Origin of the sequence: Streptosporangium sp. DT93 (genome assembly GCF_049844535.1) — a bacterium.
In the GTDB taxonomy this organism is placed as follows: Bacteria; Actinomycetota; Actinomycetes; order Streptosporangiales; family Streptosporangiaceae; genus Streptosporangium.
In genome coordinates this window covers 1-21,468 of the sequence record NZ_JBNCLF010000037.1, presented here as the reverse complement: position 1 = coordinate 21,468, position 21,468 = coordinate 1, and the positions used below count along the sequence as shown (strand labels likewise).

General features: G+C 72.9%; 23 protein-coding genes and 1 pseudogene. 7 read left to right on the top strand and 17 right to left on the bottom strand.

What is annotated here, in order from left to right; genetic code table 11:
• Window positions 1–569: 569 nt before the first annotated feature.
• The 6 genes from ACLQ2R_RS39180 to ACLQ2R_RS39155 form a co-directional block, all read right to left on the bottom strand.
• On the bottom strand, window positions 570–1,121 hold the full coding sequence (locus ACLQ2R_RS39180) for an EF-hand domain-containing protein (protein ID WP_425966488.1): 552 nt from the start codon (window positions 1,119–1,121) through the stop codon (window positions 570–572).
• Window positions 1,118–1,600 carry an acyl-CoA thioesterase gene (locus ACLQ2R_RS39175; protein ID WP_425966487.1) on the bottom strand — a complete coding sequence of 161 codons (483 nt, stop codon included), beginning with the start codon at window positions 1,598–1,600 and terminating at the stop codon, window positions 1,118–1,120. Before ACLQ2R_RS39175 ends, ACLQ2R_RS39180 begins: the two co-directional genes overlap by 4 nt.
• Window positions 1,597–6,378, bottom strand: a complete 4,782-nt coding sequence (locus ACLQ2R_RS39170) for an SDR family oxidoreductase (protein WP_425966486.1) — start codon at window positions 6,376–6,378, stop codon at window positions 1,597–1,599. Before ACLQ2R_RS39170 ends, ACLQ2R_RS39175 begins: the two co-directional genes overlap by 4 nt.
• Window positions 6,375–7,661, bottom strand: coding sequence for an acyltransferase domain-containing protein (locus ACLQ2R_RS39165; RefSeq protein ID WP_425966485.1), 1,287 nt, complete (start codon window positions 7,659–7,661; stop codon window positions 6,375–6,377). Before ACLQ2R_RS39165 ends, ACLQ2R_RS39170 begins: the two co-directional genes overlap by 4 nt.
• 27 nt (window positions 7,662–7,688) lie before the next feature.
• Window positions 7,689–8,228, bottom strand: a complete 540-nt coding sequence (locus tag ACLQ2R_RS39160) for an EF-hand domain-containing protein (RefSeq protein ID WP_425966484.1) — start codon at window positions 8,226–8,228, stop codon at window positions 7,689–7,691.
• 534 nt (window positions 8,229–8,762) lie between these two features.
• Window positions 8,763–9,359: a dihydrofolate reductase family protein gene (locus ACLQ2R_RS39155; RefSeq protein ID WP_425966483.1), complete on the bottom strand. Its 597-nt coding sequence runs from the start codon at window positions 9,357–9,359 to the stop codon at window positions 8,763–8,765.
• Window positions 9,360–9,433: 74 nt separating this feature from the next.
• Between ACLQ2R_RS39155 and ACLQ2R_RS39150 the strand changes: the two genes are divergently transcribed.
• Complete coding sequence (locus ACLQ2R_RS39150; protein WP_425966482.1) at window positions 9,434–9,943, top strand: winged helix-turn-helix transcriptional regulator; 510 nt, start codon at window positions 9,434–9,436, stop codon at window positions 9,941–9,943.
• Here the strand turns inward: ACLQ2R_RS39150 and ACLQ2R_RS39145 are convergent.
• The 8 genes from ACLQ2R_RS39145 to ACLQ2R_RS39110 all read right to left on the bottom strand — a co-directional run bounded on the left by ACLQ2R_RS39145 (window position 9,895) and on the right by ACLQ2R_RS39110 (window position 15,197).
• On the bottom strand, window positions 9,895–10,224 hold the full coding sequence (locus ACLQ2R_RS39145; RefSeq protein ID WP_425966481.1) for a sigma factor: 330 nt from the start codon (window positions 10,222–10,224) through the stop codon (window positions 9,895–9,897). The two genes, ACLQ2R_RS39150 and ACLQ2R_RS39145, sit on opposite strands and share 49 nt — an antisense overlap.
• Window positions 10,225–10,412: 188 nt before the next feature.
• Window positions 10,413–10,949 (bottom strand): hemerythrin domain-containing protein, encoded by a 537-nt coding sequence (locus ACLQ2R_RS39140; RefSeq protein WP_425966480.1) that lies wholly within the window; start codon window positions 10,947–10,949, stop codon window positions 10,413–10,415.
• Between the two features lie 137 nt (window positions 10,950–11,086).
• On the bottom strand, window positions 11,087–11,503 hold the full coding sequence (locus ACLQ2R_RS39135; protein WP_425966479.1) for a VOC family protein: 417 nt from the start codon (window positions 11,501–11,503) through the stop codon (window positions 11,087–11,089).
• Window positions 11,504–11,508: 5 nt separating this feature from the next.
• Window positions 11,509–11,934: a helix-turn-helix transcriptional regulator gene (locus ACLQ2R_RS39130; protein WP_425966478.1), complete on the bottom strand. Its 426-nt coding sequence runs from the start codon at window positions 11,932–11,934 to the stop codon at window positions 11,509–11,511.
• A 106-nt stretch (window positions 11,935–12,040) separates the two neighbouring features.
• A complete protein-coding gene (locus tag ACLQ2R_RS39125) occupies window positions 12,041–13,315 on the bottom strand; it encodes an MFS transporter (RefSeq protein ID WP_425966477.1) in 1,275 nt (424 codons plus the stop codon).
• Window positions 13,316–13,369: 54 nt separating this feature from the next.
• The gene (locus tag ACLQ2R_RS39120) at window positions 13,370–13,933 is read right to left on the bottom strand and encodes a TetR/AcrR family transcriptional regulator (RefSeq protein WP_425966476.1); all 564 of its coding nucleotides are present in this window, start codon (window positions 13,931–13,933) and stop codon (window positions 13,370–13,372) included.
• Window positions 13,930–14,517, bottom strand: coding sequence for a sugar O-acetyltransferase (locus tag ACLQ2R_RS39115; protein WP_425966475.1), 588 nt, complete (start codon window positions 14,515–14,517; stop codon window positions 13,930–13,932). The genes ACLQ2R_RS39120 and ACLQ2R_RS39115 overlap by 4 nt, the downstream gene beginning before the upstream one ends.
• Window positions 14,518–14,552: 35 nt before the next feature.
• Window positions 14,553–15,197 (bottom strand): LysR substrate-binding domain-containing protein, encoded by a 645-nt coding sequence (locus tag ACLQ2R_RS39110; RefSeq protein ID WP_425966474.1) that lies wholly within the window; start codon window positions 15,195–15,197, stop codon window positions 14,553–14,555.
• Between ACLQ2R_RS39110 and ACLQ2R_RS39105 the strand changes: the two genes are divergently transcribed.
• A complete protein-coding gene (locus tag ACLQ2R_RS39105) occupies window positions 15,196–15,840 on the top strand; it encodes a hypothetical protein (protein ID WP_425966473.1) in 645 nt (214 codons plus the stop codon). The genes ACLQ2R_RS39110 and ACLQ2R_RS39105 overlap by 2 nt on opposite strands.
• A gap of 158 nt (window positions 15,841–15,998) precedes the next feature.
• Here ACLQ2R_RS39105 and vanY-N read toward each other — a convergent pair whose 3' ends face one another.
• On the bottom strand, window positions 15,999–16,487 hold the full coding sequence (vanY-N, locus tag ACLQ2R_RS39100; protein WP_425966489.1) for a D,D-peptidase/D,D-carboxypeptidase VanY-N: 489 nt from the start codon (window positions 16,485–16,487) through the stop codon (window positions 15,999–16,001).
• Window positions 16,488–16,493: 6 nt separating this feature from the next.
• On the opposite strand from vanY-N, the pseudogene ACLQ2R_RS39095 reads away from it, so the two are divergent.
• From ACLQ2R_RS39095 to ACLQ2R_RS39085, 3 genes and pseudogenes are all read left to right on the top strand, one after another.
• A pseudogene (locus ACLQ2R_RS39095) lies at window positions 16,494–16,964 on the top strand (winged helix-turn-helix domain-containing protein); the annotation flags it as partial.
• 7 nt (window positions 16,965–16,971) lie between these two features.
• Window positions 16,972–18,456: an ATP-binding protein gene (locus tag ACLQ2R_RS39090; protein WP_425966472.1), complete on the top strand. Its 1,485-nt coding sequence runs from the start codon at window positions 16,972–16,974 to the stop codon at window positions 18,454–18,456.
• A complete protein-coding gene (locus ACLQ2R_RS39085; protein WP_425966471.1) occupies window positions 18,453–19,016 on the top strand; it encodes a hypothetical protein in 564 nt (187 codons plus the stop codon). Before ACLQ2R_RS39090 ends, ACLQ2R_RS39085 begins: the two co-directional genes overlap by 4 nt.
• Before the next feature lie 182 nt (window positions 19,017–19,198).
• On the opposite strand, the gene ACLQ2R_RS39080 is transcribed toward ACLQ2R_RS39085, so the two are convergent.
• The gene (locus tag ACLQ2R_RS39080; protein WP_425966470.1) at window positions 19,199–19,501 is read right to left on the bottom strand and encodes a helix-turn-helix transcriptional regulator; all 303 of its coding nucleotides are present in this window, start codon (window positions 19,499–19,501) and stop codon (window positions 19,199–19,201) included.
• 196 nt (window positions 19,502–19,697) lie between these two features.
• On the opposite strand from ACLQ2R_RS39080, the gene map reads away from it, so the two are divergent.
• A complete protein-coding gene (map, locus tag ACLQ2R_RS39075) occupies window positions 19,698–20,468 on the top strand; it encodes a type I methionyl aminopeptidase (protein WP_425966469.1) in 771 nt (256 codons plus the stop codon).
• Window positions 20,469–20,605: 137 nt separating this feature from the next.
• On the opposite strand, the gene ACLQ2R_RS39070 is transcribed toward map, so the two are convergent.
• Window positions 20,606–20,740 carry a hypothetical protein gene (locus ACLQ2R_RS39070; RefSeq protein WP_425966468.1) on the bottom strand — a complete coding sequence of 45 codons (135 nt, stop codon included), beginning with the start codon at window positions 20,738–20,740 and terminating at the stop codon, window positions 20,606–20,608.
• Window positions 20,741–20,816: 76 nt separating this feature from the next.
• On the opposite strand from ACLQ2R_RS39070, the gene ACLQ2R_RS39065 reads away from it, so the two are divergent.
• Window positions 20,817–21,395, top strand: coding sequence for a TetR/AcrR family transcriptional regulator (locus tag ACLQ2R_RS39065; RefSeq protein ID WP_425966467.1), 579 nt, complete (start codon window positions 20,817–20,819; stop codon window positions 21,393–21,395).
• The last annotated feature ends 73 nt before the right edge of the window (window positions 21,396–21,468 follow it).

Below are 21,468 nucleotides of genomic sequence, written 5' to 3'. Positions count from 1 at the left end.
AACTTCGAGCGGCTCCTGAATTCGTGCGAAAGACACACGACGGGGACCGGCGGGTACGGCGAAGGCGTTGCGCGAGGTTGCCAACAGATGTCCTTCCGGAAGGGCACGGATGGAATCGAACTGCGCGCACGCCAAACGCCCCGAAAGGATCCGGGGCGTTCACAGGCAGCGCGAAGAGGCAGCGTAACGCAAGTAGGAAACGAATGTCTACAACTACTATGAGCGTCAACCTCGGTGCCGCTTTCATGATTGCACAGCCGGGTGAGCTCGTCAACTTCCTTCCAGGGTGCGGGCGGCGTCGGACGGTATCGGAGGGTGTTTCACAGGATGCGGACGCTGGTCATGAAACCCGGCGTGCCGCACCGGTCCTCCCTGCCTTCCCCGCAGCGCCGACGGAGTTCGCCCTTGCCGGTTGCCGCCGCGGTCGAGGTCCGGGGCGACCCGGCCGGTCGAGCCACCGAGGAGCCCCGGCACCGTGCGGGTCTCAGGGTGGTGGAGCCGGGAAGGCTCGAACCTGTCCTCGTACGGCCAGGTGAGCGGGTCGGACCGGGTGCTCGTCGGGACGGGTGTCAGCGGTGCGGCAAGGGAGGGCCGAGCATCCAGTTGCCGGGTGCCTCGGTATCGGTGCTGAGGTAGAACTCCTCGATGGCGGCGCGGAACTCGTCAGGGGTGATGGTGCCGCTGCCGTTGCGATCGAGACGCTGGAAGGCGGCACCGGAGGTGGCCGGGTCGATGCCGAGCGCGTCGTACATGCGGACGTACTCGTCGGCGGTGATCGCGCCGCTCCTGTCGGTGTCCAGAGCGCGCATCAGGGCGTCGATGATGGGCATCACGAGGCGCTCGACGGTCCCGGCGTCAGCGGCGATGTGGGAGCGCACGGCAGTGATGAACCGCTGCCGGCCGATGCGGCCCCGCCTGTCGGGGGCGCCGGCTTCGAGCAGGGCGTCCCACCAGGACATGAACGCCTCGCGCAGCGCGTTCTTGATGGTCTCGTCGGAGGTCACCGTGGCGAACACCTGCCCCAGTCCCTCGACGTCCTCGCGGGTCACCCAGCCGTCGCCGGTGCGGTCGAACCAGGTGAACAGAAGGGCGAATTTCTGTTCGGTGCTGTCATAGGTCACCGTGGTCTCCTCGTGGTGGTGATGGGGTGGACGAGGGCTCTGGACACGTCGGCGCCGAACCGGGCACAGGCCCGCACGACCTCGGCCGGCCAGGGCGCGGGGACGAGGGCGCCGTCGACGCGGTGGGCGTTGGCCCACAGTTGTTCTCCGCGGGCGACGAGCTCGTCGCCGTCGGGCTGGACGCGGTGGAAAGTGAACTCGCCCTGCATGAAATGCAGGCGGATCCAGGGGACGGACAGCCGGACGGCGATGCGGTCCCCGGCGTGGATCTCGCCGAGGTACTCGCACGAGGCCGATGAGGTGACCATGGTGCGGCCGGCGGACAGGTCGCGCATGTAGGCGGGGCAGTGCGCGTAGCCAAAACTTTCGCGACATTCGCCCTGCCAGCGGATCAGGTGGGCGAAGTACACCGTCCCGGCGGCGCTGGTCTCGCCGTAGGTGACGAGATGCTCCATCCGGTAGCGGCGCGGTTCGCTCATGTCCCGGCCGCCCCGGGCAGCGGGAGGATCGGCACCGTGCCGAAGGAATGGCGGTGCAGGCCGGTGAGGCGGGCCAGGACGGTGCCGTTCGGGGCCACCGCGGTGTAGCGGGAGGAGCGCAGGTCGCCGTACAGGTCGATGCCGGTCGGGTACCGCTCGGTCAGGCCGCTGTCCGGGCCGTGGGTGTAGAGATCGACGCGGTCGATGCCGGTCGGAGCGTGCAGGCCGGCCTCGTGCGGCCCGGCCGGCGGATAGCAGGACAGACGGCCGAGGGCGTCCAGCAGCAGGACGGGCAGCGGCGCCCGGCTGAGCGTGTCGGACGGCGACAGGACGGCGTGGAAGCGCGCCTGGGCGCGGTCACCGGTGGCGTGGATGTCGAAGGTGTTGCGGAAGACGCCGGTGAGCTGGATCGCCGCCCCGGCCCGGCAGCAAGGATCGGCCTGCCGTGACGTGCCGGTGAGTGACGAGCCGTCCCAGCGGGGCGGTGCGGGCGGCGCTCCGAGGAGGACGTCGAGACTGGCGTGGCAGCGGTCGCGGCGCAGTACCCGCCCGGCGGAGACGACGTCGGACAGCAGACGCACCCGTACGCGGTCCTCGCCGGCCTCGGCCAGCAGCCGGTATTTGGTGGGGCCCGGCGTGCGGGGGTCGGCCCAGACGAAGGCGTGCAGGCGGATGTCGCGCAGGCCGATGACGGTCAGGTGCGGCAGCAGCGTGCCGGCCGCGTGGGCGGCCATGGCGGCGATCGCCATCGCGGGCAGGGCGGGCCGGCCGTCGATGAGGTGTTCCAGCAGATAGCGGTCGTGCCGTGGGTGCAGCGACCAGGTCCACCGGGCGGAGCGGCCGTCGTGGTGCGCCGGTTCGCACAGCAGTGCCGGTGCGGGCGGGCCGGCGATCACGGCGGGGGTACGGCGCGCGGCCAGGTCGTGGTCGTCGCCGGTGAGATAGAGCGGCGCGGGCTCGGCCGGGCGCGGCAGGTCCAGTTCCGCGCGCAGGAGGGCGCACCCCTGGGCATCGGTGATGCCGCTGGTGACACCGGCCTGACCGAGCCTGGCGCGGGTCTGCGCGTCGGCGGCGGAGCCGGTCTGCTCCCACAGACCCCAGCCGACGGTGATGGTGGGACGGCCGAGCAGGCGGCTCTCGTAGCGGGCGGCGGCGGCCAGGTATTCGCTGCCGGCCGTGTAGTCGGTCTCGCCGGCCATGCCGAGCAGGACGATGGAGGAGCCGAAGGTGCACCACAGACCCACCGGGGTGGCGGCGAAGGCGGCTTTGAGGTGGCGGTGTGCGCCGGCCTTGGTGTCCAGCACCCGCCGGAAGGCGTCGAGGGTCTTGTTGCCGCAGCGGGCCGGCTCGTGCTGGAAGGCGGAGTTGAGCACCAGGTCGATGTGGTCGTGGCGGGCGGTGATGAGGGCGACGGCCCGGTGGACGGCCCGCGGGTCGGTGACGTCGCACGTCAGGTAGTGGACGCGGTCGTCGCCGCACAGCGCTCGCAGGGTGCGCAGCGTGGCGGCCGTCTGACGGGCGCGCCAGTGCCGGTCGAAGGTGCGGCTCAGCTCGCCCGGGGTGACGCCCGATCGCAGGAACCTCGCCAGGAAGGCCGGGCGCAATCGCGCCCGCTCGTCGTCGCCGGCGGCGAGGATCTCCGGTGGGGTGGCTCGGGGGTCGCCGCGTCCGAGGATCCACAGCGTGGGACCGTACCTGCGAGCCAGGTCCTCGAGGGCCGCCGCGCCGATCCCGCGCGCGCCCCCGACGGCGACGATCACGGGGTCGGGGCCGAACACCGCGGGCCTTTCCCGGGGGAGGGGCAGCGGGGCCGGGGACAGGACCTCGGTATGGCGCAGCCCTCCGCGACGGTAGACGACCGGGGTGTCCCGGACAGCGGCCAGCTCGGTGGACAGCTCGTCCAGCGCCCGCTCCGGTGTGGCGTCGGTGACCAGGGCGACGACCCGGCCGGCGGGAATCTCCCAGGCCAGGCTCCGGGCGAACCCGGTGAACTGGGCGCCGTCGGGGTGAGGCTGCAGGTCGATGAGGGGATCCAGGATCGTGACGGCGAACCGCCCCCCGGCGAGCCGGCCACCGAAGTGCCTGGCGACCAGCACGACCAGCTCCAGCAGTCCGGTCACCGTCGGGTCCTCGGTGAGCCAGTCGGCGACGGGACGTCGTACGGAGGCGAACACGCGCAGGTCGGGATCGAGACCGGCCTGCCTGGCGAGGACGGGGGCGAGGTCGCCCTCGTCGGCCGGACGGCCGATCACGACCGCCGGTTCGCAGCGGGTGGCGGGGTCCGTGCTCAGCAGGACGGCGTTCGCCGCCAGGACATGGGGAGCGAGCGCGCGGGCCAGCTCCGCGGTGTTCACCAGGACCACCGCGCGGTCCGGTACCGCGGGCTCGGGAGCACCGGAGGGGATCGCGTCGGCACGTCGCAGCGTGACGGCCCAGCGGCGGGCGGGAGCCGGTTCGCCGGCGTCGCCCGCTTCCCGGCCGGAGCCCTGGCCCGGGGTGACCCGCGAAGCCGCGCCCAACGTGGCGGGCTCGGGTACGAGCGCTTCGGGTACGGCCGGTTCACCGTGCTCGTGGCGGGTGACGTGCCGCAGCAGGGCGACCGCGTCCTGGGCGCCGAGATAGTCGTAGCCGTCCGGCGCCGGCAGCTCCGCGAGGGCCTGGCCGGGGGCGAATCGAGCCAGGACGGGCCACCCGTGATCGGCGGCGGTCCGCTGCCGGGTGAAGGCGAGCAGGAACGCGCCCTCGGCCAAGCGCGCCACGTCACGCTCGGTGAGGTACGCGGCCTCGCGGGTGCCGGACTCGTTCAGCGCCAGCACCAGCGCGAGGTCCAGGCGGCCGGCCCGCAGCAGGCTCAGGGCGACCTCGACGGCCGTGCGTGCCGAGGTGGCCCCGGTGTCCACGGCGAGCGCCGGGCCGCGCAGGTCCCACCGGTTGGCCACCCGGGCGGCGGCGAGGTTGGCGACACTGCCGGCCAGGGTCTCGTCGGTGATACGTTGCCTGGCCCGCACCTCGCGCAGGAAGTCCTCCAGCGCCGCGTGTTCGTCGGCGTCCCAGGCCAGCGCCTCCAGGTCGGCCGCACCCGCTCTCAGGGTGACGTCGATCCAGCTCCTGGTGGGGCCGTGGTGACCCAGGACGACCCCGCTGCGATCGCGCAGGTCCCGCCACATCTCGCCGTGCTCGGTGACGAAGCGATGGGCCACGTCCAGGGCCATGCGATGGCCGCGGTCGATGACCTCGGTGACGACCGGTGGCAACCTGAGAGCGGCCGGATGCGAGGGCGGATACTTCTCCCCGAAGGAGCGTGGCGGTGGGTCCTGCCCGGTGGCGAGCCAGGAGCGTACCCGGTCCGCGGCCGGGGATCCGGGAAGCCAGACGCTCCAGGCGGTCAGGACGAGCGGCTCCGGAATCGGGTCGCGTTCCGCCTGTCGGCTCGGCAGGCGGTCGCTGATCAGCAGGTGGGCGTTGGCACCGCCGACCCCCATCCCGCTCACGCCGGCCACCCGGGGGCGCTCGGGGTCCGGCGGCCAGGCGACCGGCCGGTCGGGGACACGTACCGCCGTCTCGGCCAGTGCCGCGTTCGGAACGGTGAAACGCCGCTGAGCCGGGATGAACCCGTGTTCGAGTGCCTTGACGGCCTGGATGAGCGAGATGCCGCCCGCGGCCCAGGCGGCGTGCCCGAGCAGGGACTTGTTGGAGGTGCACCACAGTTCCCCGTCGCCCGCCGCCTCGGCCAAGGCGCCGATCTCCACCTCGTCGCCGGTGATCGTGCCGCTGCCGTGCGCGATCACCCAGTCCACGTCGCGCTCGCTCACGCCGGCCTCCGCCCAGGCGTCGCGCAGCGCCCGCCGCACTCCTGAAGGGTTGGGCGCCGCGATGCTCCTGCCGCGGCCGTCGTTGCCCAGCGCGATGCCGGGGATCAGCGCGAGGATGGCATCTCCGTCGGCCTCGGCCCGCTCACGTCGTTTGAGCGCGACCATGGTGGCGGCCTCGGAGAAGATCGTGCCGTCGGCCTCGGCGTCGAACACGCGCACATCGCCCCGCGCGGACATCCCTCCGAACTTGGCCGCCGTCACCGCCATCAGCCGGTTCATCCCATGGACCGAGCCGCAGAAGGCGACGTCGCAGACCCCGTCCGCCAGTCGCCGGGCGCCCACGTCGACGGCGTACAGGGAGGAGGCGCAGGCGGCGCTGACGGTGAGCCAGTCGGTGTCGTCGGCCAGCAGGCCCCCGAAGGCGCGGCGTACCAGCATGTCGGGCAGCAGCATCCGCGGCCGGCGGCCGGCGTGGCGGTAGCGGTGGCGCAGGAGGGTTCGCAGCCGGTGCTCCCGCAGCGCCCGCGCCTCGGGGTCGGCGGTCAGGCGTTCGGCCATCGCGCGGGCGGTGACCTCGGTCAGGACGGTGTCCTCGGCCGCCTGGGTGGCGCCCGTCCAGGTGGCGACGTAGCAGCCGGTCCGCTCGCCGGGCCGCAGGGTGAAACCGTCCATGGCCTGCAGGAGAGCGTGTCGCAACCACACCGCCTCGGTGTCGCTCGGCTCCCACAGGCCGCGCTCCAGTTCGGCGGCGAGCGCGGGGTGCGGCGTGAAGGTGTCCAGGTAACCGGCCGCCCGGCCGGACGTGCGGTCCTCGGCGCCCGTGTCGGGCGAGTAGATCGGCTCCAGCGCGAAGCGGACGGGCGGCCGGAACCGCGGGCGCTCACCCGTCAGTACCTGCCACAGCTCCTGCGGATCGGACGCGCCCGGGGCGAGCACGCCGATGCCGACGACGGCGACCGTGGTCATCGGCCCCGCGCCGCCAGCCGCCGCAGCAGTTCCGCCACCTGCTCGACGGTGCGGTAGGAGAACACCCGCACGTCGGCCGTCGGCGTCGGCAGCCCGTAGCGATCCAGCAGCCGGACGAACACCTGGGTCTGCATGACGCTGGAGACGCCCAGCTCCGCCTCCAGTTCCACCTGCGCCGTGACCACGTCCAGGGGGTACTGCAGAACGTCGGCGTACATTCGCCGGATCTCTTCGACGAGCTCCTGGCCGGGCGGCAATCCCGTGGCGACCGGCGGCGGAGCGGCCGCGACCTCGGCGGTCTCGGCGACCTCGGGCCCGGCCGGAAGCGGTGTCGCCAGTGCGGCGATCGTGCCGGGAAGGTCATGCGCGGCGGCCCGGCCGGGCAGGAGCGGTACGACCCGGGCCGCCGGTGGCAGCGTGGCCGTGACCAGGTCGCTCAGCACGGTCCGGGCACCGCACTCGACGAAGGTGTCGCAGCCGTCGTCGTACAGGTCACGCAGCGCCTGCCGGAAGCCCACGGGCAGCACCAGCAGACCCGCGAGCAGTTCCCGCACGTCGTCGACGCCTCGCAGAACGCGGCCGAGCTGCGGCGAGTAGACGGGTGTGTCGGGAGCCCGCACCGGCATCTCGCTCGTCGTCTCCGCGAACCTGCGTGCCGCGGCGGCCATCATCGGATTGTGATAAGCCCCGGGGATGTCCAGCGGGGTGGCCCGCACGCCCACGGTCTCCGCCAGCAGGCCCAGCGTCCGGATCGCCGTAGCCTGCCCAGACACCACCACCTGACGCGGGCCGTTGTCCACCGCGACCGCCAGCGACCCGTCGTCGACGGCCCCGCACATGTCCCGCACCCGCCGTATCCCGGCGCCGAGTGCCAGCATCGCGCCCCGCGGCGGCCCGGTCTCGGTGACCGCGCGGACGCGCTCGCACAGCACCCGCGCCCCGTCCGTCACCGTGAGCGCGTTCGCGGCGACCAGCGCCGTCACCTCGCCGCTGCTGTGCCCCAGGTACACCCGGGCCTCGATGCCGGCCTGTCTGAGCAGCCCGGCCAGCACCACGGAGGTGGCGAAGAAACCCAGCCACAGATGTTGTACGCCCTCCGCCTCCTCCCGGCCGGCCTGGGACAGCAGCGGGCTGACCGGGCTCCAGCCGTGGTCGCCGGCGACCTCGTCTATCGCTTTCAGCCACGACCGGCACTCCTCGCCGCCGTCACCGTCGAGGAGCGGGCCGAGGGAACCCGGCAGATGAGCGCCCGGGTTGGGGAACATCCATGCGTACGCGGCCACGGCTCTCTCCTCGAGATCGACGTCTTCTCACACCCCGGGCCTGCCGAGCAGGAAGGTGCTCGCCGCCTCCAGTCCCGCGGAGCCGTAGAACTGACGGGCCACTTTCCGGAATTCCCCGGCCGTGACGGTGCCGTCGGCGTTGAGGTCGAGTTTCCGATAGCCCTCCAGGACGGTGGCCTCGTCGGCCGTCGTGCCTTCGTAGAAGGCCAGATAGTCTTCTTGGCTGATGATGCCGTCGCCGTTGCGATCGGCCGCGTGGATGAGGGCGTCCACGACTTTCCCGATGCCCTGGTCGTAGTAGTCGTCACCGGCGTCCATGCCTTCACGAATGGCGTCGGTGAACGCGACCACGGTGACCGGCCCCCCGGCGTACGCCTGCAGTTGCCGTAACCACGCCTGCAGCGCCTCGGACAGCTCGCGCCGGCGGTCTTCGTCGCAGCGCAGCCGCTGTGCGTTCGACGTGGCGATGGCCTCGAAGTCCGCGCTGCTCAACTCCCCGGACCCGGACACGTTGAGCGCCTGGAACGCCAGCGCCAGCTTGGCGTCCCGGGGGTCGACAGGATTCATTGCAGCTCCTATCGTATTTTGATTTGATATTACGGACATTGCCGGATATATACTCCGGCCGCAAAGCGGGTGTTCTTCTTCGCAATCTCATGGAACTATTTTGCCGCCGAACGGTCAATGGTCCACATCAGGCCAATGAAGAATATTGACAGGGCGTCGAGGAAGGGCATGGTGGTGGGCTCGACGTTTCGAGGCGACAATTCGGCTCGGCGGATCCGCTGAATTCACATTTCCGATATGGCGCGGACTTCCGCCGGAACGGAAATGCCGAGGGGCCGGCGCCCTCCCCGGCCGCATCGCAGCTGTCAATTCACATTAAATCGACAATATCGGCAAATATGGCCATGATAAAGCCGCCGGTTCCGACGGGCCGCTGTGATCTGTCTCCGGAGAAGACGGGCCGGCGCCCACTGTGGGCGATCATGCGCGGGCCCGCCACGGGGCCGGACGTGCCGGGCCGGCCACGGGCGCCGCTACCGGCGCCGCTCCGGCGGAACTCGTTCTTGCGGGCCGTCCCCCCCTCCGCGACCCGCCTCAGGACGGGCCCGTCCCCTCCTCGTCCCGGATGGCGTAGCGATGCATCGTGACACCCCGCTCGAACGATCGCTGTTCGAGCAGGTCGAGCTCGATCGGCAGGTCGTAGTCGTCGAACAGCGGCCTGCCGAAGCCGAGAACGGCGGGATGGGTGAAGAGCAGCAGCTCGTCGAGCAGCCCGGCCCGCAGGAGCTGCGTCGCGATCGCCGCGCCGCCGACCCCGATGGCGCCGTCGGTCCCGGCGCGGAGCACGGCGAGCTGCTCGATCGCGTCGTCCCCGCCGATGATCCGGGTGTTGTGATCGGCGCTGCGGCGGGTGCGGGAGACGAGCACCTTGGGCTTGGCGGTCCAGATCTCGCCGTACTCGCGCAGGACGTCCGGCAGCGAGGCGTCCTCGCGCGCCCGTGGCCAGTACTCCTCCATCGTCTCGTACATGACCCGGCCCTGGACCATCACGGCGAGAGCCTGTGCCCGGGCGTTGAACTCCCGGTGCAGTTCCTCGCCGATGCGCAGCCACTCGCCCGCGCCGTTGTCCCCCGGAACTTGCTCGATCCGCAGGTCGAGGGACACGTTCATCCAGTACGTGAAGTGGCCCATCGGCTTCTCTTCCCCCTAGTGATTGCGATCTGCAATTACTATAGTGAGGGCGAAATACCTGTCAAGGAGGAATCGTGGAGCCACGGTCCGGGTGTCCGATCAACGCCGCCGTCGAGATTCTCGGAGATCGCTGGTCGCTGCTCGTGCTGCGCGACGTCATCTTCGGCGACCGCCGCTACTTTCGGGTGCTGCTCACCGGGTCGATCGAGGGCATCGCCTCGAACATCCTCGCCGACCGCCTCGTCCGGCTCGTCGAGGCCGGGATCCTCACCCGCGGCACCGCGGCCCGGGGGCAGCGCGCCCGCTACAGCCTCACCGAAGCCGGTATCCAGACGCTTCCGATCATCTACGCCGCCGGCAACTGGGGCCTCGACTGGCGCGCGGGCAGCGACGCGTTCCGGAGCCGGCAGCGGCTCATGCGCGACGAGGGCCCGGCGTTCGTCGAGGAGCTCATGGACGAGCTTCGCGTCCGCCACCTCGACGCCCCGCCGAAGCCGCGCGAGGGTCCAGGCCCGTTCGAGCGGCTCGACGCCGCCTACGCCGCGGCCGCCGGGCAGGAACACGCCGATGGAGGGTCACCGTAGTCGTGGCCGGGAATCCAACGAACCCGTCCCCGGCCGGAACGTGTCGGGTTGAGTACGCAGGTCCTGACATAGGCGAGCGTCATGACTCCCGGCCGCCACGTGCCGTGCAGCCGGGCGAACACGTCCTGCACCACGTCCTCGGCCGTCTCCGGATCTCCGGCGAGTAGCACCGCGAGCCGGACCAGGCTGAGCCGGTGGTCGCGGTAGAAGGCGACCGACTCGGCGCCGGGGTAGGAGGCTGGAGGAGCCGGCGCCTCCAGCCTCAAAATTTCACCGTCCATGACCTATGAACGCGCACCCCCGCCGATCCGCTGCTTCTCCACCCGGACAAGCGGTCAGCGACTTCCCGCGCACCGGGAAACGCCGCCCGTCCGAGGACGACATGGCGCCGCCGCCGCGCACGGCCCGGAACGGCCGGTGACGGCGGCCGGCGTTCAAGGTCGGGGAACGCGGGAGCAGGCCGTCCCGCTCACCGGGAGGGGAACGGGGACGCGCCCTCGTCGTCGATCATCAGGAAGGCGGGCCGGTTCTCCCGCCACTCGGGCACGTCCATCGCGTTGAGCACGGAGATCAGCTTCTTCTCCTCGTAGATGAAGTGCGTCTGCATGATCGCCGACAGCGCTCCCACCTCCTCGCGCACCCTCGTGGCCGTGGCCGGGTCCGGCTCCTCCGGGAGGGAGTCGAGCAGTTTGCGCAGGTTCCCCATCAGCCAGTCCAGCTGGTTGTGGTCCGCGCGCAGATCGGAGAGCACCTTGCGCAGCTCGGGGTACTCCTCGGCGATCGCGGGGAACGCGCCCCCGTCCTCGCCGGTGTGGTGACGCGTCAGCGCCGTGCAGAACGAGAGGCAGTGGGCACGCAGGTCCCGTGGCGGCAGCCCCCTGCCGTCGAAGTAGTCGTCGATGCCGTCCTGGAGGTCCTCCAGCATCTCGCGAAGCCAGATGTGCACCTCGAGAAGCTGCGTGCCCAGGGCGGTGAGGCGGTCGCCCGCCTCGGAACGTGCGTTCATGCTCATCCTCCGGATGGTTCGTCCCACCCAGTGTCCCGGGATTCCCCGGGAGCGCGACCGCCCGCGCGGGCGTGACCCTGAGGTCGGGGGCCTCCGGCCCGCCCGCGCGAGGTGTCCCCGGTCCGCCGGAGCGGGGGTCAGCCCCCGGAGGGCTGGCTGAAGCGCACCATGTTGCCGGAGGGGTCGCGGAAGGCGCAGTCGCGCACGCCGTAGTGCTGGTCGGTCGGCTCCTGCAACACCTCACCCCCCGCGGCACGGACGCGCTCGAAGACGGCGTCGCAGTCGTCGGTGCTGAAGATCACACCGCGGAGCAGGCCCTTGCCCAGCAGCGAGGTCAGGGCCTCCCTGTCGGCCGGGGAGGCCTCCGTGCCGGCCAGGAGCGACTCCAGGACGATGCTCACCTCGGGCTGCGACGGCGACCCGACGGTCACCCAGCGCAGGTCCTCGTAGCCCACGTCGTTGCGCACCTCCAGGCCCAGGACGTCGCGGTAGAAGACCACCGCCCTGTCATGGTCGTCGACGGCGATGAAGCACTGCGAAAGGTTGATGTTCATGTGTTTCACGCTAGGGGCGAGGGGGCCGGCCTGGCTTCTCCGTTCCTGACCGGCCTCGTGTGGATCTTGGCCATGCAGGCCGGGACGGCCGATCCCTCGTCGGGGCGGCGGGCCCGGTAGGAGCTCGGGCTCTCGCCCACCAGCTCGGTGAAGCGCGAGCTGAACGAGCCCAGCGAGGTACAGCCGACCGCGAAGCAGACCTCCGTCACCGTCAGGTCCCCTCGCCGCAGCAGCGCCTTGGCCCGTTCGATCCGCCGCGTCATCAGGTAGCCGTACGGCGTCTCCCCGAAGGCGGCGCGGAAGCTGCGGGAGAAGTGCCCCGGCGACATCAGGGCCACCCGCGCCAGCGCCGGGACGTCGAGGGGCTCGGCGTACTCGCGGTCCATCAGGTCACGGACCCGGCGCAAGCGGACGAGATCCTCCAGGGTCATACGATCACATCCCCACGACGCCGGGCTCCACCGGCGCCGGCACGGTGCGGGCGCCGCTGTTCGAATGGTCGCACGGATCCGGGGGAGAGCGGTGGCCGCAGGCCCCTCACGGTGACGGCCGTCCGCCCGGGGCGGGGGTGCGGTTCACCAGGACACCGGCCAGGACGGCGGTGACCAGGCCCGCCAGGACGACGGAGAGCAGGCCGACGCGCAGGCCGACGAGGTCGGCGACGAGCCCGACGAGGGGCGGCGACAGCAGGAACCCCCCGCGCAGCAGCCAGCTCACGACGGTCAGGCCGGTACCGTCGGGCAGTCCCGGCAGCTCGTCGGCGGTGTGCATGGCGGCGGGCACGAGGGTGGCGACGCCGAGTCCGGCCAGGGCGAAACCGGCCAGCGTGGCCGGGACGGACGGCACGGCCAGGGCGGCGCCCATGCCGGCGGCGGCCACGACCGCGCCGGCGCGGACGACGGTGCGCTGACCGAAGCGGTCCACGACGCGGTCACCGGTGAGGCGGCCGACGGTCATGGCCGTCTGGAGGGCGACGACGGCCAGGCCGGCGGTGGCGGCACCGGTGCCCAGGTCGCCGCTGAGGTAGATGGCGCCCCAGGACGCGCCGGCGTCCTCGACGAGGGCGCCGCAGGCGGCCAGCACGCCGAGAGCGGCGAGCATCCGCACGGCGGAGCCGGTGAGCGCGCGCCGGACCCCGGACCCGGCGGGCGGGACGGCCGCGCGGCCGTCGGCGGCCGGCTCCCGGGCCTCGGCCGGGCGTTCGGCGTCCTCGGGGCCGGGCAGCAGGAACCGGTAGGCGACCAGCGCGACGGCGCCGAACAGCACGGCGGAGACGCTCAGGTGGATCGCGAGGGGGACGCGGAGCCCGGCGGCGGCCGAGCCCATCAGGCCGCCCAGGACCGCGCCGACGCTCCACAGGCCGTGCAGCGAGTTGACGATGGACCGGCCGTAGAGACGCTGGACCCGCAGGCCGTGGGTGTTCTGGGCGACGTCCACGACGGAGTCGAGGGCGCCCGCGACGAACAGCACGGCGCCCAGCGCGGCCCAGCCCGGCGCGACCGAGACGGCCAGCGTCGCGATCGTCGACACGACGATCCCGAACGAGGCCACCCGCGCGGAGCGGAAGCGGCGGATGGCGGCGCCGGCCAGCAGCCCGGCCAGCAGCGCGCCGATCGGGTACCCGGCCAGGGCGGTTCCGAAGACGACGTTGCTCAGGCCGAGGTCGGCCTTGATCTCCGGGTAGCGCGGGACGACGTTGAAGAACACGGCGCCGTTGGTGAGGAACAGCGCGGCGACGGCCGCGCGGGCCAGGCGTGTCCGGCGGGTGGGAGCGCCGGGCGACGAGGCGACGGGTACGGCGGCAGCGGACATCGGTCTTCCGATCACGAAGGTGCGGGTGAGGAGCGAGAGAGGGACGGAAAGGGGTCAGCGCAGGTAGCGCTCGATCGCGTGGCGGATCTGCGCGGGCGTCATCGGGTCGGTCGACAGGGCGCTGTGCAGCACGAGCCCTTCGATGAGCGCGTCGAGCTCCCGGGCGGTGGTGGCGTCGAAGTGGCGTTCCAGCGCCTGGCGGCTGCGCGCCATCCACGCCTGGGTGACGGCCTTCAGGGCGGGGTCGCGCGCCGCGGCCACGTACAGCTCCACGGTCGGGACCAGGTCGTGCCGGGAGCCGAGCAGGTCCTGCGACACCAGCGTGATGACGGCCTCGATCGCCGAGTCCCGGTCCCGGGCGGCGCCCAGACGCTCGTCGAAGACGCGGGCCGCCGCCTCGGCGTGCCGGGTGAACGCCTCGATGAGGACCTCCCGCAGGCACGCGAAGTGGTAGGTCATCGACCCCAGCGGCACGTCCGCGGCGCGGGCGATCTCCCGGTGCGTCGTCCCGGCGACGCCGCGCTCGGTGATGACGGCGAGGGCGGCGTCGATCAGCCGGTCCCGCCGCCCGGGGTCGTGCCGGCGGGGGCGCCGCGGGGCCGGGGCGGGTCCGCTCATGCCGTGCCGGGCCCGATCGTACGGATCACGCGGGCCGGGCCGCCCACCGCGACGACGTTCGCGGGCAGGTCGCGGGTGACCACCGCGCCGGCGCCGACGACGGTGTTCTCCCCGATCGTGACCCCGGCCAGGACGATCGCCCCGCTGCCCAGCCACACGTTGTCGCCGATGACGATCGGCCGGGCGGCCTCCCACTTGGCCCGGCGGGGCTCCGGGTCGACCGGGTGCGTGGGGGTGAGCAGCTGGACGTTCGTGCCGATCTGCACGTCGTCGCCGATGGTGATCGGCGCGACGTCCAGGGCGACGAGGCCGAAGTTGGCGAACGAGCGGGCACCGACGCGGATGTGGCGGCCGTAGTCGACCCGCAGCGGCGGCCGGATCTGCGTGCCCTCGCCGATCGCGCCGAGCAGTTCGGTGAGCAGCCGGTGCCGCTCCCGCGGATCGCGGGCCGGCGTCGCGTTGAAGGCCTCCATCAGGTCCATGGCCCGCAGGTTGTCCTCGGCCAGCGCCGGATCGTCGGCGATGTACAGGTCACCGGCGAGCATGCGCTCGCGCATCGGACGATCGTCCAGATCAGGAGTCATGCGTACGATCGTACATAATATATGTACGTTTGTACCTATTCGGCCCCGGGCTCGTGGAGTGTGCGGCGGACGGCGTCGCGGAGCCAGTGGTGGGCTCCGTCGGCCGCGTGGCGGGGGTGCCAGGCCATGCCGATGACCAGGGGCGGCAGCGGCAGGGGGATGTCGAGGGGGCCGGTGAACCGGCCTCGCCGGCTGACCACGACGTGTTCGGCGGCGGCGAGCCGCACCGGGTCCAGGGGCTCCGCGGCGAGGGGGTGGCCCTGGCGGACGGCCGCCACCATCCGGAGCGTGACCAGCTCCTCGACCTGGGTCTCCGGGTCCACGTGGTCGATGGATCCGACCTCCAGGTCGATCCGGCCGTCGCGGAGGGCCGGACCGGCCTCCAGCTCCTCCGGCCGGAACCGGAACGAGACGCCCGGCGCCTCCCGCCGGGCCAGGCGCAGCAGTCCCGGGGCGAGCGCCGCACCGACCAGGTCGGCGGTCTGGAGGGTGAAGACACGACGCAGGGTGGCGGGGTCGGTGCCGCCGGCGGGGCTGAGCAGCGATCCGAGGCGGCGCACCACCGCGGCGGCCTCGTCGCGCAGCGCCAGGGCACGGGGCGTGGGGACCATGGCCTGCCCGGCCCGTACCAGGAGCGGGTCCTGGAGGGTACGGCGAAGGCGGGCGAGGGTGCGGCTCATGGCGGCGGGGGAGGTGCGCAGACGGGCCGCGGCGCGAGCTCTCACCGCCTGCGGGGTCGGCCACGTCGTCGGTGTCTCCGCCCTCGGACGCGGCACCCCGCTCGCCGGGCGCGCCGGACTCGTCACCGCCTCCTTTGCCATGGACGACCTCCTGGCCGGCACCGGCGCCGCCTACCGGGCCCTGGCCAACCCGTCCTTCTTCGAGAACCTCCTGGAGGAGGCCGCCTCGATCCGCGACGAGGGCGTCTTCGCCGACACCGTCGACGCCGACCGCAAGGCGCCCCTCGTCGCCGTCGCCGACATCGCGGCCGTCGCCGCGGGCCTGTTGCTGGACCGCTCGTGGACCGGCACCGGCAGCGTCCCGGTCCTCGGACCGCGGGACCTGTCCCCCAACGACCTCGCCCGCGTCATGACCGAGCAGTTCGGCCGCCCCGTCCGCTACGAACGCAGGTCGCTCGACGCGCTGCGCGCCGAACTCGTCGGTCACGGCCTCGACGAGGCGTTCGCCCAGGGCATCGTCGACATGAAGCGGGCCAAGGACGAGGGCCTCGACGCCGGCGTCGCCCGCACCCCGGACACCGCCGGCTCCACCACCTTCGAGCAGTGGTGCGCCCGGACCCTCAGGCCCGCCGTCCTGTCCTGAACGCCCCGGGCGTGGGCATCTCCGCAGGTCAGATCCCCGGACCTTCCGGGGAGGGACGGCCGGGGCCGTCACCGCGAGCCCGGGCCCCCGTGAACGCCGTGCCGATCGCGCCCGCGGACTCGCCGGCGGGCGGTGCCCGATCCCCGGCCGAGGGTCCTTCACGGGGGACCGCCGGTGGTGAACCGGCCGGCGTCCACGGGAGGCAGGGGCCCGGGCCACCTGTGGTCACCGTTGTCGCCGGCGTGGCGCACGCCGGGGTGGGGGCGTCGTCGTGGTGGCCTGCCGCCGCGGTCCGGACGGTACTCGAAGTGCCACCACTCGTTGTCGTACAGGCGGTACAGGTCGTAGCGGGCGCCATGTTCCTCCAGCCAGCGCGCGCCCTCGCGGGGGCGCACGTCCAGCGCGGTGCCCCTGACGTGGCTGGACTCCGCCGGCGGCAGCACGAGCATGCGCGCCGAGGCCGCGGAGCCGGAGCGGCGCACCTCGTCGTCGAACATCCGTTGCTGGAGGAGGGGGTCGCGGTATCCCGAGGTGAGGCCGACGAGGCGGCCGTGACGCCACAGCGCCTCGGTGCGCGCCGCGGTGAACGCCGCCAGGGCGCCGTCGGTGAGGCCGGTGAGGTCCTCGGCGGGAAAGCGCGTCCCCAGCGCCCAGCCGCCGGGGAGGTGCCGATCATCATGCTGACCGCGCGCGGTGACGACATGGACGTGGTGGCCGGGCTGGAGGCGGGCGCCGACGACTACGTGGTCAAGCCCGTACAGCCCAGGGTGCTCGAGGCGCGCATCCGCGCGGTGCTGCGGCGGATCGGCCGGGACCAGGCGGAGCTGGAGCGGCACGGGGACCTGACCATCGACCGGGCCGGGCTGGTGGTCTCCAGCCGCGGCGTGCCGGTCAGTCTCGCCCCGACCGAGTTGCGCCTGCTGCTGGAGCTCTCCGGCGCGCCGGGCCGGGTGCACAGCCGCCAGCAACTGCTGGAGTCGGTGTGGGAGCACGGGTACTTCGGCGACTCGCGCCTGGTGGACGCGTGCGTGCAGCGGTTGCGCGCGAAGATCGAGGACGACTCGGCGGCACCCGTCTACGTGCAGACGGTACGCGGGTTCGGCTACCGGTTCGGGCCGGTGTGAGCCGCCCGTGGCATCCCGGCCGAGCCTGGGGCTGCGTGCCCGGCTGTTGTCCGCCTTCGCGCTGCTGTGCGTGGTCACCACGGCGGCGGTGGCCGGCGGCATGTACCTCCTGGCCCGCACCGCCATCCTGGAACGGGCCCAGGACGCCGAGGTGGAGGCGATGACCGGCCGCCTGAAGTCGCTCTACCCGTTGCGGAGCGCGACGCCGGGCCAGGACGAGCTCGGCGAGATCGCCGCGGCCGCGTCCGGCCGGAACGGCTTCGCCGTCGCCCTCTACGCGGGGACGCACTCGCCGCTTCCCCCCTACCCGCCCCCGGCGCCGGGACCCCTGAGGCCGGGCGGGACGGCCCGGACCGTGGATCTCGGGGTGGTCTCACCGGAGCTGCGGCGGATGGTGGCCGGCGGCCGTACCGCGTGGCAGCGGGTGGTGTGGCAGGGCGAGCCCAAGCTGATCATCGGCGCGCCGTTGCTGATCGTCGAGGGGGACCGGCCGGCGCGGGTGTCCGGCATCGAGGTCTACGCCGCGAGCAGCCTGCTTCCCGAACAGCGCAGCATCGACGCGCTCACCGTGCGCGCCTGGTCCATCGGCGGGGCGGCCCTGGCGTTCGCGGTCGTGCTGGCGTCGCTGGCCACCCGTGGCGTGCTGGGCCCGGTACGCGAGCTGGGCCGGGCGGCACGCCTGCTGGGCGAGGGCGAGATGCGGGCCAGGATCGCGGTCCGCGGCACCGACGAGCTGGCCGACGTGGCCCGCACGTTCAACACCACCGCCGCGGAGCTGCAACGGCTCGTCGGGCAACTGCGCGAGATGGAGGCCGACGCCCGCCGGTTCGTGGCCGACGTGTCCCACGAGCTGCGCACCCCGCTGGCCGCGCTCACCGCGGTCGCCGACGTCCTGGAGGAGGAGGCGGCCCAGCTGCCCGAGCCCGCCGGCAGGGCCGCCAGGCTGGTCAGCCAGGAGACGCTCAACCTCACCGCCCTGGTGAACGACCTCATCGAGATCAGCAGGTTCGACTCCGGCGTCGCGGCCCTGGTACCGAACGAGGTCGACGTGGCCGAACTGGTGCGCTCGACGCTGCGCGTCCGGGGCTGGCAGGAGTCGGTGCGCACCGAGCTTCCGGCCGGGGTGACGGCGCGCCTGGACCCGCGCCGGGTGGACGTGATCCTCGCGAACCTGGTCGGCAACGCCCTGCGGCACGGCGAGCCGCCGGTGTCGGTACGGCTCTCCGCCGACCCTCACCGGATCGATCTGGAGGTCCGCGACCACGGAGCGGGGCTGGAGGAGGCGGCGCTTCCGCACGTGTTCGACCGGTTCTACAAGGTCAGCGCGGCCAGGGCCAGGTCCGAGGGCAGCGGTCTGGGCCTGGCCATCGCGCGGGAGAACGCGCGCCTGCACCGGGGCGACCTCACCGTCGCCAACGCCCCGGACGGCGGCGCCGTCTTCACGCTGCGCCTGCCTCGCCGGGCACCCGGCTCGGACGAGGGCCCCGAATGAGGACCGGACCCGCCAGCCGTGCGCTCGCCACGACCCTGGCATCACCCGTCCGCCGTACGCTCTCCACGCCCCTGACGTCACCCGCCCGCCGCGCGCTCGTCGCGGCCCTGGTGTCGCTCGTCGTCGTGGCCGGCTGCGGCGTGCGGCCCAGTGACGCCATCGACGCCGGTGAGCCGCCGAGCGGAGGCGTCGCACCGGCCACGACGATCACCGTTCACCTGGTGAGGAACGGCCGGCTGCACGCGGTGACGCGGCCCTGGCCCGGTGGCCGCCCACGGTTCTCGGCGGACACGCTCGCGCTGCTGCTCGCCGGGCCCACCGCGAGGGAGCGGGCGCGCGGGATCACCACCGACATCCCGGCCGGGGCCGGTCCGTTCTCGGTGGCCACCAGGTCCCCGGGCCACCTGGTGGTGGCCCTGTCCGTTCCGGCGGGCGAGCTGTCCGCACTGGCCGTCGAGCAGATCGTGTGCACGGCCGCCGCCACGACGCCGGAAAGCCCCGCCCGGGTCACGGTCGCCGGTGCCGGGCGGAACGTCGACCTCAGGAGCTGCCCGGCGTGACGGGGGCGGGGCGACGACCGGACGGCCCGTCGCGCTCGCACGGGTCGTGACCGGACGGCCGGTGTCGTCCGCGCGGGTTCTGACCGGACGACACCGATGCGGACCCCGATTCCGACAACGGGGGCGGCAACGGGGGCGGGGCGGACGGGCTCGCCGTGCCGGCGGCGGGCGTGGACCGTGGCTTACGAGGCCAGTCGTTCGCGGGGGTTGCGGCCCGATCCTCTGGGTTCGGCCTCGCCGTCAGGCTGGTTGATCTCGGCCCACACCTCGTCGAGGGAGAGCCCCAGGACGTCGGCGATCACCGCGATGGTCGGGAAGGCCGGGGTCGCCACGCGGCCCGACTCGATCTTCCTGAGGGTCTCCGGCGAGACGCCGGCGTCCAGCGCGGTGTCGAGCATCGAGCGCTCGCCCCTGGCGCGACGCAGCAGGGAACCGAGACGCTGTCCGCGCTCGACCTCGGCGGGTGTGAGCGGCAACCTGACCATGGCTCCGATTCTAGGGCCTGCACGGGGCCGGGACCGGAGGGATTCACCCGCGCGGCGATCCGCCGTCCCGGTGGGCCGTCGTCATGACCGCCCGGGTCCGGAGCCTCGCCCGGGTGAAGGCTCCGAGGTCCGCACAGGCCCCAGCGCCGGGATAATATGGCCGGGATAGTTATTGGTTGCATGAGAAGGGCGCCGCATGATCGAGATCTTGAACCCCGCCGAGCTGGCCCGGGCGAGGGAGGCGGGTGCCCTGGTCGCCGACGTCCTGCGGACGCTGAAGAGCCGTAGCGCGGTCGGCACGAACCTCCTGGAGATCGACCGGTGGGCCGAGGCCATGATCGTCGAGGCGGGGGCGCTGTCCTGTTACGTCGACTACGAGCCGTCCTTCGGACGCGGGCCGTTCGGCCACTACATCTGCACCTCCGTCAACGACGCCGTGCTCCACGGACTGCCGCACGACTACACGCTCGCCGACGGTGATCTGCTGTCACTCGACCTGGCCGTCTCCGTCGGCGGCTTCGTCGCGGACTCCGCCATCAGCTTCGTCGTGGGCGATTCGAGGCCGCCGGAGAGCATCGCGATGATCGGCGCGACCGAACGCGCGCTGAGCGCGGGGATCGCCGCCGCCGGCCCCGGGGCGCGCATCGGCGACATCTCCCACGCCATCGGCACGGCCCTCCACGAGGCGGGGTACCAGATCAACACCGAGTTCGGGGGGCACGGCGTCGGATCGACGATGCACCAGGACCCGCACATCTCCAACACCGGACGGCCCGGCCGCGGATACAGGCTGCGCCCGGGGCTGCTGCTGGCGCTGGAACCGTGGATCATGGCCGACACCGCCGAACTCGTCACCGACGCCGACGGGTGGACGCTCCGCAGCGCCACGGGCTGCCGGACGGCGCACAGCGAGCACACGATCGCCATCACCGACGACGGAGCCGAGATCCTCACCCTGCCGAGGTAGGTCGCAGCCGAGGCGGGCGCTCGCGCCCGCAGGGCCGGAGCCGTGCCCGCCCCGGCGCACCCGCCCCGGCCCGCCCGGCCGCAGGCCCCGGCCGGGCCCCGTGTCCCGGTCGCCACGGCCGGACAGGCCGGACAGGCTCAGTGGAACGGACCGGCCGTGATCGGAGCGTCGCCGCGCCCGGCCGTCATCGCCGCCCAGTCCGGCTCCCTCACCAGGGCCTGCAGCAGCCGGGTGCCCAGTGGTGGCCGCTCCGTACCGGTGACCTCGCTCATCCGCTCTCCTCACCTCACCGGTTTCGCTACCAGAGGTATCGATACCAACGGTAGCGCAATCCGTTATCGTGTGACCATGACCCGAGCGAGCACATCCGCCAGACCGCCCGGTCGCCCGCGCTCCGGGGTCAACGCCACGGTCTTCGCCGCGACGCTGAGCACGGTCCGGGAACTCGGCTACGCGCGCGCCACCGTCGAGCGCATCGCCGCCGAGGCCGGTGTCGCGAAGACGACGATCTACCGCCGCTGGCCGTCGAAGGGCGCGCTGATCGTGGACTGCCTCCTCGACGCGTTCGGCTCGGTGCCGCTGGAGGCGCCCGGCCGGGCCGAGCTCATCTCCGGGGCCGTCCGCTGGACCGCGGCGAAGATCGGCGAGCCCGGGGTGGGGGACGCGTTCGCGGGCGTCTTCAGCGACGCCGTCAGCGACCCGGCCCTGCGCGAGATCCTGTCCACGCGGCTGCAGGACCCCTACCGGCTCGCGCTCCAGGAGGCGCTCGGCGAGCCGGAGGAGCGGGTCCTGTTCCTCATCGACGTCGTCGTCGGCACCCTGCTCCACCGGATGGGCATGACCGGCGAGCCGATGGTCGACGCCGACGTCACCGCGCTGATCGAGATGGTCCTGCCGCACTTCACCGGCCGTTCCGGCCCGGCCTAGGAACTGTTCGAGGTTCGGATCATGTGGTTGAGGTGAGGAGTTTCAGCCACATGATCGAGCCCCGGAGGTGGAG